This is a genomic window from Micromonospora saelicesensis, from assembly GCF_900091575.1.
GTDB lineage: Bacteria > Actinomycetota > Actinomycetes > Mycobacteriales > Micromonosporaceae > Micromonospora > Micromonospora saelicesensis.
Map to the genome: position 1 here is coordinate 189,141 of NZ_FMCR01000004.1, position 15,018 is coordinate 204,158.

13 protein-coding genes are annotated in these 15,018 nt (G+C 72.4%); 4 read left to right on the top strand and 9 right to left on the bottom strand.

Annotation, left to right across the window (positions count from 1 at the left end; genetic code table 11):
• Positions 1-50 precede the first annotated feature (50 nt).
• Positions 51-692, bottom strand: coding sequence for a ferritin-like fold-containing protein (locus tag GA0070561_RS19025; RefSeq protein ID WP_244166311.1), 642 nt, complete (start codon positions 690-692; stop codon positions 51-53).
• 350 nt (positions 693-1,042) lie between these two features.
• Here GA0070561_RS19025 and GA0070561_RS19030 point away from each other — a divergent pair, with 350 nt between their 5' ends.
• On the top strand, positions 1,043-2,731 hold the full coding sequence (locus tag GA0070561_RS19030) for a DEAD/DEAH box helicase (RefSeq protein ID WP_091402562.1): 1,689 nt from the start codon (positions 1,043-1,045) through the stop codon (positions 2,729-2,731).
• Between the two features lie 88 nt (positions 2,732-2,819).
• Entirely contained in the window at positions 2,820-3,974 is a 1,155-nt protein-coding gene (locus tag GA0070561_RS19035) for a class I SAM-dependent methyltransferase (protein ID WP_091402564.1), read from the top strand.
• Between the two features lie 11 nt (positions 3,975-3,985).
• Here GA0070561_RS19035 and GA0070561_RS19040 read toward each other — a convergent pair whose 3' ends face one another.
• Complete coding sequence (locus tag GA0070561_RS19040) at positions 3,986-4,426, bottom strand: hypothetical protein (RefSeq protein ID WP_091402566.1); 441 nt, start codon at positions 4,424-4,426, stop codon at positions 3,986-3,988.
• Positions 4,427-4,673: 247 nt separating this feature from the next.
• Here GA0070561_RS19040 and GA0070561_RS19045 point away from each other — a divergent pair, with 247 nt between their 5' ends.
• Positions 4,674-5,090 carry a helix-turn-helix domain-containing protein gene (locus tag GA0070561_RS19045; RefSeq protein ID WP_091402568.1) on the top strand — a complete coding sequence of 139 codons (417 nt, stop codon included), beginning with the start codon at positions 4,674-4,676 and terminating at the stop codon, positions 5,088-5,090.
• Between the two features lie 161 nt (positions 5,091-5,251).
• Here GA0070561_RS19045 and GA0070561_RS19055 read toward each other — a convergent pair whose 3' ends face one another.
• The 3 genes from GA0070561_RS19055 to GA0070561_RS19065 all read right to left on the bottom strand — a co-directional run bounded on the left by GA0070561_RS19055 (position 5,252) and on the right by GA0070561_RS19065 (position 10,408).
• Positions 5,252-6,178, bottom strand: coding sequence for a hypothetical protein (locus tag GA0070561_RS19055; RefSeq protein WP_091402570.1), 927 nt, complete (start codon positions 6,176-6,178; stop codon positions 5,252-5,254).
• 235 nt (positions 6,179-6,413) lie between these two features.
• On the bottom strand, positions 6,414-8,546 hold the full coding sequence (locus tag GA0070561_RS19060; RefSeq protein WP_091402572.1) for a RecQ family ATP-dependent DNA helicase: 2,133 nt from the start codon (positions 8,544-8,546) through the stop codon (positions 6,414-6,416).
• Positions 8,547-8,602: 56 nt separating this feature from the next.
• A complete protein-coding gene (locus tag GA0070561_RS19065) occupies positions 8,603-10,408 on the bottom strand; it encodes an AfsR/SARP family transcriptional regulator (protein ID WP_091402574.1) in 1,806 nt (601 codons plus the stop codon).
• A gap of 147 nt (positions 10,409-10,555) precedes the next feature.
• Between GA0070561_RS19065 and GA0070561_RS19070 the strand changes: the two genes are divergently transcribed.
• Positions 10,556-11,377 carry a hypothetical protein gene (locus GA0070561_RS19070; protein ID WP_091402576.1) on the top strand — a complete coding sequence of 274 codons (822 nt, stop codon included), beginning with the start codon at positions 10,556-10,558 and terminating at the stop codon, positions 11,375-11,377.
• Between the two features lie 124 nt (positions 11,378-11,501).
• On the opposite strand, the gene GA0070561_RS19075 is transcribed toward GA0070561_RS19070, so the two are convergent.
• From GA0070561_RS19075 to GA0070561_RS19090, 4 genes are read right to left on the bottom strand one after another with little or no spacing between them, the layout of a single operon-like run.
• Positions 11,502-12,608: a branched-chain amino acid ABC transporter permease gene (locus GA0070561_RS19075; RefSeq protein ID WP_091402578.1), complete on the bottom strand. Its 1,107-nt coding sequence runs from the start codon at positions 12,606-12,608 to the stop codon at positions 11,502-11,504.
• Positions 12,605-13,495, bottom strand: coding sequence for a branched-chain amino acid ABC transporter permease (locus GA0070561_RS19080; protein WP_091402581.1), 891 nt, complete (start codon positions 13,493-13,495; stop codon positions 12,605-12,607). The genes GA0070561_RS19075 and GA0070561_RS19080 overlap by 4 nt, the downstream gene beginning before the upstream one ends.
• Positions 13,495-14,274, bottom strand: coding sequence for an ABC transporter ATP-binding protein (locus GA0070561_RS19085; RefSeq protein ID WP_181539298.1), 780 nt, complete (start codon positions 14,272-14,274; stop codon positions 13,495-13,497). The genes GA0070561_RS19080 and GA0070561_RS19085 overlap by 1 nt, the downstream gene beginning before the upstream one ends.
• A complete protein-coding gene (locus tag GA0070561_RS19090) occupies positions 14,274-15,017 on the bottom strand; it encodes an ABC transporter ATP-binding protein (RefSeq protein WP_091402585.1) in 744 nt (247 codons plus the stop codon). The genes GA0070561_RS19085 and GA0070561_RS19090 overlap by 1 nt, the downstream gene beginning before the upstream one ends.
• Position 15,018 lies beyond the last annotated feature (1 nt).

Sequence of the window (15,018 nt, forward strand, 5' to 3'; positions counted from 1 at the left end):
GCAATCGGCCCACCTGCCGCAGGCCGGCGCCGGACGACCCGCCCGGGTGGTCAGTTGTTCAGCCCGGCGGCGGTCATCCGCGCGGTGTGCGCGGTGGTGAGCCTGCCGAACAGCCCCGGCACGTCGACCCGGCCGTCGCGTGCGATCAGCGCGGTGAGGGCGGCCCGCTCGGCGGCGACGCGGCCGGCCTGGGACAACGCCTCGCCGACCAGCCGGCGGGCCCACATCGAGAGTCGACCGGCCACCCGGGGGTCGTCGGCGACGGCCACCCGGATCTCCGCCCCGGCGAAATCCGCGTACCGGGAGTCGTGCAGGACGTCCAGCACCAGGGCCCGGTCCGGTTCCTCCAGCGCATCGGCGATCTCGCGAACGAAGTCGTCGGTGATCGCGTCGCCCACGTACGCCTTGGTGACCACTTCCGCCCAGTCCCGTGGCTCGGTCGAATCGTGGTACGCCTGCAACGGCTCGACATAGGGCGCCATCGCATCCTCCGGCGGTACGCCCAATGCGGTGAGCCGGTCGGCGAGGCGCCGGTAGTTGGCGATCTCGGCCGCGGCCATCTCGTTCAGTGCGGCCCGGCGGCGCAGGTCAGGAGCGAGCCGGGCATCGCCCGCCATCCGCTCGAAGGCGAGCAGCTCACCGAAGGCGACCAGGCCTAGCAGGTCGGCGTACGCGGAACCGGAAGCGGACACGAGCGGCAGGCTATCGCTTACCGCCCCTCGCGCGTGTCCCGCGCACTTCGCACTCCAGCCCAACTCCGTGATCAAGGTGGAGGGGCAGGCGAGGCGCAATCCATGTGGCGTAGGTCACATTTGCTTGCCCCGCGTGGCGAGTGGCCGACTGGGAATCGCGACGGGGGCATGCCTGTTCAGGTAACATGGAGCAGTTGCCGTGGGCGCCGATCTGATCGAAGCTCAGCCCGCGGCGCGCGTGCGGCCCGGTCCGGCTCGGCAATCTGCCGCCGACCGTGTGGCCCGCGTCATACCGAACGCGCCCTGAGGACATGACGGGCGCACCCACGAGAGGGCACCCCCACATCCACATGAGCGACCTGACTCAAGATTTGCTGGACGGCCAGGAACTGGCCCCCACCGCCCCGGTTCGACCGGAGGCCCCCACGTTCGCCGCACTCGGCGCCCGCGCCGAGACCGTCGAGGCCCTGGCCTCGGCCGGCATCACCCGCGCCTTCGCCATCCAGGAGTACGCGATCCCGATCGCGCTGCGCGGCGTCGACCTGATCGGTCAGGCGCCCACCGGCACCGGCAAGACCCTCGGCTTCGGCGTACCGCTGCTCGACCGGGTCTTCGCCCCGGGCGAGGGCAGCGACGGCGTCCCCCAGGCGCTGGTCGTCGTCCCCACCCGCGAGTTGGGCATCCAGGTCGCCAAGGATCTGGCCGCCGCAGGCCGGACGCGTGGCGTCCGGGTGCTGCCGATCTACGGCGGCGTGGCGTACGAGCCGCAGATCGACGCGCTGCGCAAGGGCGTCGAGATCCTGGTCGGCACGCCCGGCCGACTGATGGACCTGCAGAAGCAGAAGCACCTCCGGCTCGACCGGGTGCACGCACTCGTCCTCGACGAGGCCGACCGGATGCTCGACCTGGGCTTCCTCGACGACGTCGAGAAGATCCTGGCGATGCTTCCGGAAGACCGGCAGACGATGCTCTTCTCGGCCACCATGCCGGACCCGATCGTCACCCTGTCGCGGCGCTTCCTGCGCCAGCCGATGACGATTCACGCCGGGCACACCGCCGAGACCGGCCCGTCACCGCAGACGCAGCAGTTGGTCTACCGCACCCACTCGATGAACAAGGTCGAAGTGGTGGCGCGCATCCTCCAGGCGGAGGGGCGTGGGCTGACCATGATCTTCACGCGTACCAAGCGGGCCGCCGACCGGGTCGCCGAGGACCTCGACTTCCGCGGGTTCGCGGTCGCCGCGGTGCACGGTGACCTCGGCCAGGGTGCCCGTGAGCGGGCTCTGCGGGCCTTCCGGGCCGGCAAGATCGACATCCTGGTCGCCACCGACGTGGCGGCCCGTGGGCTGGACGTCACCGGCGTCACCCACGTCATCAACTACGACTGCCCGGAAGACCAGGACACCTACACCCACAGGATCGGTCGTACCGGCCGGGCGGGCGCGACGGGTGTCGCGGTGACCTTCGTCGACTGGGACGACATGCCGCGCTGGCGGATCATCGACAAGACCCTCGGTCTGGAGATGCCGGAGCCGCCGGAGACCTACCACACGTCGCCGCACCTCTACACCGACCTGCACATCCCCACCGAGGTCAGCGGCACTCTGCCCACGGCCGAGCGCACCCGGGCCGGGCTGTCCGCCGAGATCGAAGAGGATCTGGGTGGGACGACCCGCTCCCGCCGGGGCGACAGCGGTGGTCGGGGCCCCCGACGCGGCGAGAGCCGTGGTGAGGGTCGCGGCGAGCGCCGTGGTCGGGGCGATGGCCGCCGCGACCGCTCCGACGCCGGCACGCCGGCCGTCGACGAGGCACCTGCGGCCGACGCCGCCGACGAAGGCACCCGTACCCCCCGCCGCCGGCGTCGCCGCCGGGCCGGCGAGGCGGTCGCGGCCGAGGCGACCGCGGTGATCTCCGCCGACGCCGGCCCCTCCGAGCCGGCCACCGCGTCCGACGGCGAGGCGGCCAAGCCGCGCCGCCGACGCCGACGCCGTGGTGGCGGTTCCGGTGCGGACACGCCGGCCGAGGCGACCGCGGACTGACCACCAGCCACACCTGACATCCCCCGCACCGCCTCGCGCGGCGCGGGGGATGTTCCCTTCTCCCACCCCACCTGCCGAAGATGGAACGATGCCGCAACCACTGGACGCCGCCCTGACCGAGGTTCGGGCGCTGCTGCTCGACCCCGCACTGACCCGGGCGGTCGCCGCCGGACGTCGACGCGGTCGCCGCCCCACCGTTGAGCGGGCCGAGCTGCGGCCGGTGCGGCTCAAGGCCGGGCCCCGGATGCAGATCACCACGTCCGACGGTGCTCGCCCCTACACCCGCAACCTCGCCTCCGGTCCGGAGGCCGCTGCGGCGATCGACGAACTGCTCGCCGAGCCATTCGGCAACTGGCACGTCGAGACGGCCGAGGCGACCCTCCAACTGCGGGTGACCAAGTCCGGCGAGGCGCAGGTGCATCGGGCCGCGACGTCCCGTCCGGCGGCGACGCCCACCGGAAACGACCGGACGAAGGAATACCTGCTCGACCCCGGCGACCCGATCTTCGCGGAGATCGGCGGTTCGGCGGCCAAGCGCCGCCAGGTGGACGCGTTCCTGCGGGCCCTGGCCGCCACCCTGCCCGACGACCTGACCGGTCCGCTACGGGTGGTCGACCTGGGCTGCGGCAACGCCTACCTGACGTTCGCCGCATACCGCTACCTGACGAGTCGGGGGCTCGACGTCCAGCTGGTCGGCGTGGACGTTCGGGAGGACCAGCGGCGGCGCAACACCGAGCTGGCGCAGCGGCTGGGCTGGGCCGACCAGGTCAGCTTCGTGGCCGGGACGATCGCCGACGCCGTCGTCGACCCCGCCCCCGACCTGGTGCTGGCGCTGCACGCCTGCGACACCGCCACCGACGAGGCGCTGGCCCGGGCGGTGCGCTGGGAGGCCCGCTGGGTGCTGGCCGCGCCGTGCTGCCACCACGATCTGGCGAAGCAGCTCCGCGCCCACCCCACCCCGGCCCCGTACGAGCTGCTGACGCGGCAGGGCATCCTGCGGGAGCGCTTCGCCGACGTGCTCACCGACGCGCTGCGCGCCGGGCTGCTGCGGGCGCACGGGTACCGGACTGAGGTGGTGGAGTTCGTGGACTCGCAGCACACCCCACGTAACCTGCTGATCCGCGCCCGTCGTACCGGTGCCGAAGCGACCGAGCCACAGCGCGCGGAGTACCGCGAGCTGGTGGACCAGTGGCAGGTCACTCCCCGGCTGGATACCCTGCTGGCCATCGGAGAGACGCCCTAGTTCCTGGGTGGCTAGCGTCGGCGGTCCCGGCCACCGTTGCGCTCGCTGGCACCACGGTCGAGGACCGACACCCGGTCGGCGGCGGGCCGCTGGGCGGCCCACTCACCGTCGCCCGGTGCGGTCGGGAATGGCACGACCTTGCCCCCGGCCTCGGCGTTGCCGGCCGCCGCGAAGGCGTTCCAGGAGATGTCGACCAGCAGCTTCTTCACCTCGGCGTGCCGGATGGCGGCGTTGTGTTGCAACGCCATCCGGGCGCCGAGCAGGACCGCGACGAGCGTGGTGGTGATGGTGCCGGTGGCGGCCAGCACCTGGAGACCGGTCGCGGAGTCGGTGCGGAGCACCAGGACCAGCAACCAGATCCAGAACGCGGCGGCGAAGACGCCGGCCTTGGCGACGAAGAAGAGGCTCACCGCACCGGGCTGGTACGGCTGGGGGCGGCTCGATTCGGCCATGGTGCTCCTCGGCGGTGGTCCGGTCGGAGGCGGCAGGCGACAGACGCGATGTCGGGACGGGCACCGAGCTTAGTGGAAGAACGATGAAGATCGCTCTATGCAATTTTCGTTCTGCACACACGCTTCCGGAGAAAGTCTCGTCCACGGGACAGTTTGTGCGGTCAGTCAATTGTTTCCGGCTCCGGGCGTACTACCCTCGGAAGGCGCATCGTCCCGGTGCTCCGGTGGGAGGGGAAGACACACAGGGATGGGATCCGCCGACGTATCACCGCAGATGGCCTTCGCCCGCTTCGTCCGGCGCGCCATCGATGACGCTCGCGACGAACGTGGTTGGACCGTGACTGATCTTGCCTCGCACACGGGCGTGGGTCGCTCCACCGTCTTCCGCTGGTTGGCCGGTGACTGGCAGGACTACCCCGAGTTGGCCAAGGTGCGCGGCTTCTGCGCCGCACTGGATCTGCCGGTCGCCGCCGCGTTCCGCGCGCTCGGGCTGCCCGACGCCGGCCCCGCTCCCCGCCGACGTCACGACGACGGCCCGGTCGAGGCCGACGTCCGGGCCATCCTGGACCGGCTGGCCGACCCCACGGTCCCCGCCGAGGAGAAGCACCACATCCGCGACCTGCTCCGCTACCTGGCCCGCCGCCCCATCCGCCGAGCCGGCTAACCCCCCCCCCCCCCCCCCCCCCCCCCCCCCCCCCCCCCCCCCCCCCCCCCCCCCCCCCCCCCCCCCCCCCGGGGGCGCGTTGATCATGGAGTTAGCGTCACGACACGCCGTGGCGGGAGGCGATAACTTCATGATCAACGGAAGGCAGCGGAGGCCGCAGCCTAGGGGACGGTCAGGGTGAACTCGGCGGTTCGGACTTCGGCGTTCACCTGGAAGTCGAGGTAGAGGCGGTAGCGGCCCGGGCCGGGGGTGGTCAGCCAGAACTTGATCTGACCGTCCACCAGCTCGGTCTCCGGGTGCACGTGCAGATAGCCGAGGTCGCCCTCGCGCAACGCCACCAGGTGCCCGTACGCCCCCAGGTACCGCTCCAGCGGGGCTGCACCGCCAGCACCGTCGACCCGGAAGGTCAGCGGCACTGTCGCCCCGACCTGCGGAGTGCCCTGGTAGCCGACGGTGAAGCCGTCCACGGTCGTCGACGCCGCAGGCCCCGGCAGTGGACGGGGCCGGTAGTCGCCGGGTGCCACCAGGTCCGTGCCGAGGGTCACCGCGGTCTGCGCGCCGTTGTCGGCGACCACTGTGAAATCGGCGTACGCGCGCCAGAGGCCGGGCTGCCCGAGGGTCAACGGCACGGACCAGGTGCCGTCCGCCGCCATGCTCGGGTGCAGATGCTGGTAACCGGTCAGGTCCCGCCGGACGACGATGAGGTGCATCGGCTTGTCGTGCACGATGGCGAACCGGGTCACCGGCCGACGTTGCGCGTCGCGCACCTGGAAGCGGAGCTGACCGGGGCGACCCGCCGCGAACTCGGTGGCCAGGGGCGCCAGGGTGAACCCGGCCGAGCTGACCGCAAGACCGCCCGGCTCGGTGGCCGCACCCTGATCGGTGGCCGTGGCACTGCCGTGGTTGTGCGGCGCGACGCCCGGTGGGTCGGTGTGCTCGGCGGCCAACGACGGGCTGCCGGTGGCGGCGCCCGTGGTATTCAGCCGGCCGAGGCCGAAGCCGAGCAGCACCGCCAGCACCAACCCGCCGACGACCAGCGCCAGCCGGAGAGTGCTCCGGTCCGGCTCGGCGGGGCCCTGGTCAGCCACGGCCGACGCCCCGCGCCTGGCCGGCCTCGCCGCCAGCGGTCCTGCCCGCAACGGTGCGCGCACGGGTGACGGGCTGCTGGTCGGTCATGCCGCCCACGGTACCGCCGCGCCCGGCCGGGTCAGCCCGACGCCCGGACAGCGTGGCGACGGTCGCACTCGGCACCGCCCGGGAACTTTCCCACCCGACCGGCGCAGACCGCGCCGCAGCGCCGAGGACCGGCGTGAGGGCAGCGGGTCAGCCGGCCACGGCGAGGGCGAGTGGGAGCACGTCGGTCGCGCCGGCCCGGCGTAGGGCCCGGGCCACCAGCGTCATCGTCCAGCCCGAGTCGATCAGGTCGTCGACGAGCAGCACCGGGCCGTCCAGCCCGGCCAGGGCGTCGGCCAGGTCGGTCGGCACGGTGAAGGTGTCGTGCAGCGCGCGTACCCGTTGGGCGCTGTTGCCGCGCGGCCCGGTCGGGCCGTCGGGGCCGGCGGCGGTGACCTCGCCGAGCAGCGGCAGCCGGCCCACTGTGGCGATCCGCTCGGCCAGGGAGCCGAGCAGCCGGGGCCGCCGCCGGGAACCGACAGCGACCACCGCCACCGGCCGACGGGGCCACGGGGAGTCGCCGTGCGCCCACGCCTTCAGCACCTCCACGACCGCGCCGGCGACATCGTCTGGCACCGGCGCGTCTGGCGCCTCCGGGCCGACGAGAGCACGCAGCCGGCCGCCCCAGCCCAGGTCGGAGAGGCGCCCGACGGCCCGGCCCGGCAGCGCCTGCTCCGCGGGGGCGATCCGGCCCTTGAGGGGTACGCCCACCGCGTCGAGCCCGGTCGGCCAGAGCTTCTTCGGCGCGATCTCCACGCCGGGTCGACCCAGGAAGGTCTGCGCGGCGGCGAGCGCGGCCGTCGACACGTCCGCGGCGAAGAGCGGGTCGGCGCATCTGTCGCACCGGCCGCAGTCAGCCGCCTCGGTGTCGTCCAGGCGTTCCCGTAGATACCGCATCCGGCAGTCGGACGTCGTCGCGTACTCCCGCATGGCCTGTTGTTCGACGGTGCGCGCCTCGGCGACGCGGCGCAACCGGGCCTCGTCGTAGACCCACGGCTCGCCGGTGGCGAGCCAACCACCGCGCACCCGGCGGACCGCGCCGTCCACGTCGAGCACCTTGAGCATCAGCTCCAACCGGGCCCGGCGCAGGTCGACGAGCGGTTCGAGCGCCTGGGTGGAGAGCGGGCGGTCGGTGTGCAGGGCGGCCAGCACGGCCCGGACCTGCTGCTCCGGTGGGAACGCGAGCGAGGCGAAGTAACGCCAGATCGCGGCGTCCTCGACGCCGGGCAGCAGCAGCACCTCGGCGTGCTCGACGGCGCGGCCCGCGCGGCCGACCTGCTGGTAGTACGCGATCGGCGAGGGTGGCGCGCCGAGGTGGACGACGAAGCCCAGGTCGGGCTTGTCGAAGCCCATGCCGAGGGCGCTGGTGGCGACCAACGCCTTGATCTTGTTGTCGAGCAGGTCCTGTTCGGCGGCCCGCCGGTCGGCGTCGTCGGACTGCCCGCTGTACGAGGCGACCGGGTAGCCCCGGGAGCGCAGGAACTCGGCCGTCTCCCCCGCTGCCGCCACGGTCAGCGTGTAGACGATGCCCGAGCCGGGCAGCTGGTCCAGGTGGTCGGCGAGCCAGGCCAGCCGGTGCGCCGGGCTGGGCAGGTCGAGCACCCCGAGGCGCAGCGACTCGCGGTCCAGGGTGCCGCGCAGGATGAGGGCGTCGCCCAGTTGCTCGGCGACGTCCTGGGTGACCCGGGCGTTGGCGGTGGCGGTGGTCGCCAGCACGGGGGTGCGCTCGGGCAGCTCGGCGAGGAACGTCCGCAGCCGCCGGTAGTCCGGCCGGAAGTCGTGCCCCCAGTCGGAGACGCAGTGCGCCTCGTCGACCACCAGCAGGCCGGTGGTCGCGGCCAACTTCGGCAGGACGCCGTCACGGAAGTCCGGGTTGTTGAGGCGTTCCGGGCTGATCAGCAGCACGTCCACCGCGCCGGTCTGGATCTCGGCGGTGATCTCGTCCCACTCGTCGAGGTTCGCCGAGTTGATCGTGCGGGCCCGGATGCCGGCCCGCGCGGCGGCCTCGACCTGGTTGCGCATCAACGCCAGCAGCGGCGAGACGATGACTGTCGGCCCGGCCTGGTGGGCCTGCTCGCGGTCCCGGAGCAGTGCGGTGGCCACGAAGTAGACGGCCGACTTGCCCCAACCGGTGCGCTGGACGCAGAGCACCCGCCGCCGGTCGACGACCAGCGCCTCGATGGCGCGCCACTGGTCCTCGCGCAGCCGGGCGTGGTCACCGGCCAGCCGGCGCAGCACCGCCTCGGCCCGTTCCCGTACCGCTGCCCGCTCTGCTGTCTCCACCCGGCATTTCTACCAGCGCTGGACGCTTACGCCCCGGTCCGCGCGAGAGGTTCCGGTCACGATCCGACCGGTGGCGGCGAAACGGGCACCGATGTCGGGGGCAGGAAGACCAGCAGCTCATGGAGGGGTTCGGTGGTGTTCGGAGGCAGCAGACAACGGCCCGCGAACTCTTCCATCGAGGCGTACGGGCCGCGCATCCAACGGTCCACCACGATCTGCCGGCACTGGTGCTCGGTCAGGCCGGGCAGCGTGGCGAGCACCTGCTCCGGGACGGCGTTGACGTCGATCAGACCGCCGTCGTCGAAGCTCCGGGCCAGGTCGGGTCGGCCGATGCTCAGCTCACCGCGCGCCGCCGGGTAGTGGTACAGCAGGTAGCGGGCGTGCTCCCGACGGACGCGCCGCTCGACGTCGACCCGATCGTCCGCGTTCACCCGCTGGCTGCCGGTGATCGCCGCCCAGAGGCCTCGACTGAGCAGGATCACGTGCACCGCCCCGACGATCCAGGTGATCAGCGCCAGGCCGAAGAACGAGAACGCCGTGACGCCCGGAACCTCGGCCTCCGGGTCCTCGACGTTGAGGAGGTTCACTTCGACGGTGATCAGGGCCAGGTAGCCGACGCCGGCGATGGCGAGGCGCCAGCTACGCCGCCAGACCGCGTACGCGAGGATCACGACCCAGGTGAGGCAGCCGCCGGAGAGCAGGACGAGGGCCGTACCGACGATCGTGGCAGCCCGGCTCGCCCAGCGCGGCGGCGACGTCCTGGCGCGCTTTGCGCCATCCAGGGGCGGCGGTGCGGTAACCAGGGTCGACAGGTTCGGCGGGGGGCCGTACACCGGGAACGGCTCCGGGGCGTGAGTCGACAGCGGCGGCGAGCTGACGGGTGGCGGGCCGGCCTGCGGCGGCACGGCCGCAGCTTCCGCTGCGAGTGGCGGCGGCAGTGCTCTGGTCGACGGATCGTCCGGTCGGGCTGGCCCTGTCGTCGGCAACCCGGTGGGTGGCCCGGCGGCGGGTGGTGTGGCGGGGGCCGGTGGCCCTGAGCTGGGCCTGGTTGGTTCGACGGCCGCCGACGGCAGTGACACGGCAGTGGGCGGCAGTAGCGCCGGATCGGCCCGCAGGACGCGGCGGTGCAGGTCCTGAAGAGCATCGCCAGGCTCGATGCCGTACTCGTCGGACAACAGGCCACGAAAGTCCCGGTACTCGGCCAGCGCCTCGGCCTGCCGCCCGCTGCGATGCAGCGCCAGCATCAACTGGTAACGCAGCCGCTCGCGCAGCGGAAACTCGGCGGTCAACTCGCGCAGCTCACCGACCATCTCCCCGTGCCCGCCCAGGCGTAGCTCCAGATCAGCCCAGCTCTCCAGCGCGGTGGCCCGCAGCTCCAGCCAACGCTGTCGGGCGGAGTCGAAGAACGGCCCGGCAAAGCCGCTGAACGGCTCGCCCTTCCACAACTCCAATGTGGCCTTCAGCTCGCTCACCGCCTCGGCCATCCGACCCTCGGCGCGGAGCCGCTCGGCCCGACGGATCCCCCGCTCGAACCTGAGGGCGTCGACCGCGTCCGGCCCGAGCCGGAGCTGATAACCGGCGTCGGTGAGCGTCAGCACCTGACCAGGGCTACGCGGAGTGCGCTCGGGCTCCAGCACCCGACGCAGCCCAGCGACATATTTCTGCACCACGTTCGCACCGTTGGCCGGCGGCTCCTCGGGCCACACGGCGTCCACGATCTGGGTGGTGGTGACCGGACGGCCGCCAGAGAGCAGGAGCACGGCCAGGACGGCCCGTTGCTTGCCGGCCCCCAGGTCGAGATCCCGGTCGCCGCGCCAGGCCCGCTGGGGCCCGAGAATCTCGAAGCGCAGCTCACCTGACATGCGAGTTCCCGCTCCTGACACCCCACTGCCGGCGCCCCGTCGGTGCACCGCCGTCGAACCGCAGCATATCGGCAGTGGTTCCGCCGTACCGCCCGGCAGCATCTGTCCCGGCAGAAGCCAAGCACCGTCAAGGAAAGAGACTCTGTGATGACGAACGGAACCGGCCGCACCGGCACCACCCGGCGGAAGTTCAGCACCCTGGTTGGCGTCATCGCCGCGACCACTCTGCTGGCCGGCTGCGGCCCGGATGCGTCCGGTCCCGCCGCTGGCGGCAGCCCGAGCCCGACCCCCACCCCGAAGGAGGCGCTGCTCGCCGCGGTGCCGGACGGCACCGAGGGTGCATTCCGGTTCACCGGGAAAGACTCCAGCTCGGACATCTCGGGTGTGGTGGACCCGGCCGCGAAGGGCATGGACCTCACCGCCGCGTACAAGGACCCGGAACACGGGTTCACCACCCGGATGTCGTTCCTCCTGGTGAAGGAGCAGCTCTGGCTGAAGGTCAAGTTCACCGGCACCGAGGGGTTGACCGGGCTGCCGAAGCTGCCGAACCGCTGGATGGAACTGGACCGCGCCAAGCTGACCGATGGGGAAACGGCGCCGACGTACGAGGGCGCCGACGTCGGCAACGCCGGCCCGATCATCGAGGCCGCCACGACGGTCGAGGCGAAGGAGGACCGGACGTACACCGGAGTCGTCGACCTGACCAAGGGCCAGGCCGGCGAGGCCGTCGGCGAGGAGGAGGTGGCGGCCCTGGGTGCGGCGGCCGGGCAGGTTCCGTTCACGGCCGTCGTCGGCCCCGACGGCAACCTCGCCTCGCTCACCCTGGCCATTCCCGCCGCCGGTAAGGCGAAGGCCTGGAATTACCTGGTGAAGTACGCCGACTACGGCAAGGCGCCCACGCTCGCCGCGCCGACCGGAAGCGCGGCACAGGAGGCGCCAAAGGCGGCCTACGACATGCTCAACGGCTGACCACCAGGGGGTCGCGGCCACACGGGGAGCCGCGCCCCCCTGACCCCGTCGATCATGAAGTTGTCGCCGGCCGGCACGGCGTGTCGTGACAACAACTTCATGATCGACGGGGTGGTGGGTGGGGTCAGCGGCCTCGCGGGCGGAGGGCGCGGGTCAGGTGCGACAGGCGGGGGGCCAGGCTGGTCAGGCCTCCGGGGAAGAAGTAGACGGCCAGGATGAAGACAGTGCCCAGGACGAACAGCGGCTGGCTCAGCGGACGGCTGAGGACGGCCGGCAGGTTGTCCACCGCGTCGCTCGTGCCGAAGGCGGTGAGCCGGTGATCCAGGTACATGTAGAGGACGCCGCCGAGCACCGGACCCCACCGGGTGCCCGGCCCGCCGAGCACCACCATGACCAGCAGCGACAGGGTCAGCTCGGAGGACGTGATGTGCGGCGACGCGCCGCCGACGATCAGGACGTAGACCACCCCGCCCGCCGATGCCAACCCGCCGGCCAGGGTGAACGCCACCAGCTTGTAGCGGTACGGGTCCAGCCCGAGGACGCCGATCCGCCGCTCGTCGTCGCGCAGCCCGGCGAGCACCCGACCGGTCGGTGAGCCGCTCACCCGGTGCACCACGAAGACCACAAGGGTCAGGTACGCCAGCGCCAACCAGTACAGGTTGACCGTGTTGGTCACCCCCACCAGCCCGGCGGGCAGCCCCGACACGTCCAGCGGCAGGCCCTCCTCGCCACCGGTGAGCCCACCGAAGTCCCTGGCCACCAGGATCGCGCCCACCTGGGCGAAGGCCAGCGTGACCATGGCGAACGCGATGCCCACCGTCCGCAGCGCCACCGCGCCGAGCAGCGCGGCGAGGATGGTGCCGCCGGTGATGGTCAGCAGCGCCGCCTGCCACAGCGGCAGACCGGCCCGGGTGACCAGGATGTCGGTGCCGTAGACACCGGCGGCGAAGTACAGCGCGTGCCCGAAGGAGAGCATCCCGGTCCGGCCGAAGAGCAGGTCGTACCCGGCCGCCAGCCCGCCGAAGATCAGGCAGATGGCGAGCAGTTGCAGGGTGCCGGGTGAGTTGACCGGCCCCTCGAAGATCCCCGGCAGGGAGATCGTCGAGTACGGCAGGATCGCCAGCACGACCAGTGCGACCAGCGGCAGGAACGGGCGGACCCGCTGCCACCGCCCCCGTTGCGGACTCAGTTCGTCGGGCACCTGTGCGCGAGGCGCGTCGATCACCGTCATGCCGTTGCCACCTTTCCGGCGATGCCCTGCGGACGCAGCAGCAGCACCACGGCCAGCAGCCCGACCACGCAGATGTCGCCCAGCCCGGACGTGCCGTAGTAGTTGACGAACTGCTGCACCAGCCCGACCACGACCGCCGCGTACGCGGAGCCGACCACCGAGCCCATCCCGCCGATCACCACGACGATGAACGCGAAGATCAGCAGCGAGCCGCCCTGCCCGGGCGAGACGGTGCCGAAGTAGACCCCGCCGAGCGCGCCGGCGAGCGCGGCGGCCGCCCCACCGATCGCGAAGACCAGAGTGAACGCCTTGCGGACGTCGATGCCCAGCGCGGTCACCATCTCCCGGTTCTCCACCCCGGCCCGGATCACCAGGCCGTACCGGGTCCACCGCAGGAACGCCAGGATCGCGCCGAGCACCAGCACCGCCGCGATGATCAGCAGCAGGCCACCGTTGGGCACCTGCGCGCCGAAGATCCCGGTCACCTGCCGGGTCCAGTCCGGACGCGGGAACGGCCGGGCGTCCGCACCCCAGGTGGCCTGGAGCAACGCCACCCCGGCCAGCGACAGGCCGACGGTGACCAGCACCTGCTCGATGGTGCGGGAGTACAGCGGGCGGATCAGCACCAGCTCGACCAGGATCGCGACCAGCGTGCCGGCGGCCACCCCGAAGGCGACCGCGAACACGAAGCCGAACCCGTCCGGGCCGGCGCCCGGCAGGTTGCCCGCCGCCCACCAGGTGCCGTACGCGCCGACGCCGAGGAACAGCCCGTGCGCGAAGTTGAGCACGTCGGCCAGGCCGAAGACCAGGGACAGGCCGGAGGCGACCAGGAAGTACAGCGCCGCCAGGCCGAGCCCGGTCAACGCCAACAGGATCACGGTGCCCATCAGAGCTGGTCCTCCCTCGCGACTGCGGGGCTCGCAAGCTCACTCCTCGCGCTCGGCGTGGCCGCCTCCGCGGAGCCGACACCGAGCAGCGACTTCGTCAACGCGGTCTCCAACAGCAACTCGTGGGCGTCGCCGGTCCAGGCCACCTTGCCGGCGGCCAGCACGACCGCGTCGCGGGCCAGTCGGCGTACGACGGCCAGGTTCTGCTCGACCAGCAGCACCGGCACCGACTCCGCGACCCGTTCCAACACCTCGGCCACCTCGGTCACCACCTTCGGCGCCAACCCCTTGGTCGGCTCGTCGACAAGCAGCAGCCGGTTGTCGTTGAGCAGCACCCGACCGATGGCGAGCATCTGCTGCTGCCCGCCGGAGAGCGAACCGGCCCGTTGCCGTCCGCGCCGGTCCAGCTCCGGAAAGAGCGCGAAGACCTTGTCGTACGCCGGGGTGGTGCCCCGCCGCTCGGCGAGCCGCAGGTTCTCCGCGACGGTGAGCCCGGCGAACACGCAGCGGTCCTCGGGCACGTAGCCGAGCCCGCCGCGGACCAGCCGGTGCGTCGGCCGAGCCAGCAGGCTCTGCGCGCCCATCCGGATGGTGCCGCGGACCTCCCCGGCGGGCGGGGTGAGGCCGACGATCGCGCGCAGCGTGGTGGTCTTGCCGACGCCGTTGCGACCGAGCAGGACTGTCACGCCGGTCGGGGCGACAGTGAAGGACACCCCCTGGAGGATGTGCAGCCCGGAGATCCGGACCGACAGCTCCTCCACACTGAGGATCGGTTCCATCAGAGCGACTCCCCCAGGTAGGCCTCTTGCACTGTGGGGTTGGCCATCACCGTCTCCGGGGTGTCGCAGGCCAGCAGCGCGCCGTGGTGCATGACGGCGATGCGGTCGGCCAGTTCCAGGATGACGTCCATGTGGTGTTCGACCATCAGCACCGCCCGGCCGCTGTCGCCGGTCAACGACTTGATGACGGCGACCAGCTCCGGCACGTCCTCGGCGCTGACCCCGGCCATCGGCTCGTCCAGCAGCATCACCCGCGGTTCACCGGCGAGCAGCAGGGCGATCTCCAGCTTGCGCTTCTCGCCGTGGGCCAGGGTGCCGGCGAGGGCCGTACCCCGGTGGGCGAGGCCGACCCGGTCGAGCGCCGCGTCGGCGGCGGCGGCGACCTGCCGGTCGGCCGCCGCCCGCCGCCACAGCGCCATCGAGCCCCCGCGGTGCGCCTGCACGGCGAGCCGGACGTTCTCCCGCACGCTCAGCGAGCCGAAGACCGAGGACGCCTGGAAGGTACGGCCCAGACCGAGGCGGGCCCGCCGGTGCGGCGGAAGTGCCCCGATGTCCTGCCCGTCCAGGACGATCCGGCCCTCGGTGGCCCGACGCAGGCCGGTGATCAGGTTGAACAGTGAGGTCTTACCGGCGCCGTTCGGCCCGATGACGCCCAGGAACTCCCCGGGCGCCAGATCGAGGTAGACGCTGTCGACGATGGCGACCTCACCGATCCGCCAGGTCAGACCGCGGGTGGCGAGCATG

Bases quoted from the DNA above. Each gene is read 5' to 3' on its own strand.
- GA0070561_RS19030 (WP_091402562.1), top strand. From the start codon at position 1,043: ATGAGCGACCTGACTCAAGATTTGCTGGACGGCCAGGAACTGGCCCCC.
- GA0070561_RS19035 (WP_091402564.1), top strand. From the start codon at position 2,820: ATGCCGCAACCACTGGACGCCGCCCTGACCGAGGTTCGGGCGCTGCTG.
- GA0070561_RS19040 (WP_091402566.1), bottom strand. From the start codon at position 4,426: ATGGCCGAATCGAGCCGCCCCCAGCCGTACCAGCCCGGTGCGGTGAGC.
- GA0070561_RS19045 (WP_091402568.1), top strand. From the start codon at position 4,674: ATGGGATCCGCCGACGTATCACCGCAGATGGCCTTCGCCCGCTTCGTC.
- GA0070561_RS19065 (WP_091402574.1), bottom strand. From the start codon at position 10,408: ATGTCAGGTGAGCTGCGCTTCGAGATTCTCGGGCCCCAGCGGGCCTGG.
- GA0070561_RS19070 (WP_091402576.1), top strand. From the start codon at position 10,556: ATGACGAACGGAACCGGCCGCACCGGCACCACCCGGCGGAAGTTCAGC.
- GA0070561_RS19075 (WP_091402578.1), bottom strand. From the start codon at position 12,608: ATGACGGTGATCGACGCGCCTCGCGCACAGGTGCCCGACGAACTGAGT.
- GA0070561_RS19080 (WP_091402581.1), bottom strand. From the start codon at position 13,495: ATGGGCACCGTGATCCTGTTGGCGTTGACCGGGCTCGGCCTGGCGGCG.
- GA0070561_RS19085 (WP_181539298.1), bottom strand. From the start codon at position 14,274: ATGGAACCGATCCTCAGTGTGGAGGAGCTGTCGGTCCGGATCTCCGGG.
- GA0070561_RS19090 (WP_091402585.1), bottom strand. From the start codon at position 15,017: ATGCTCGCCACCCGCGGTCTGACCTGGCGGATCGGTGAGGTCGCCATC.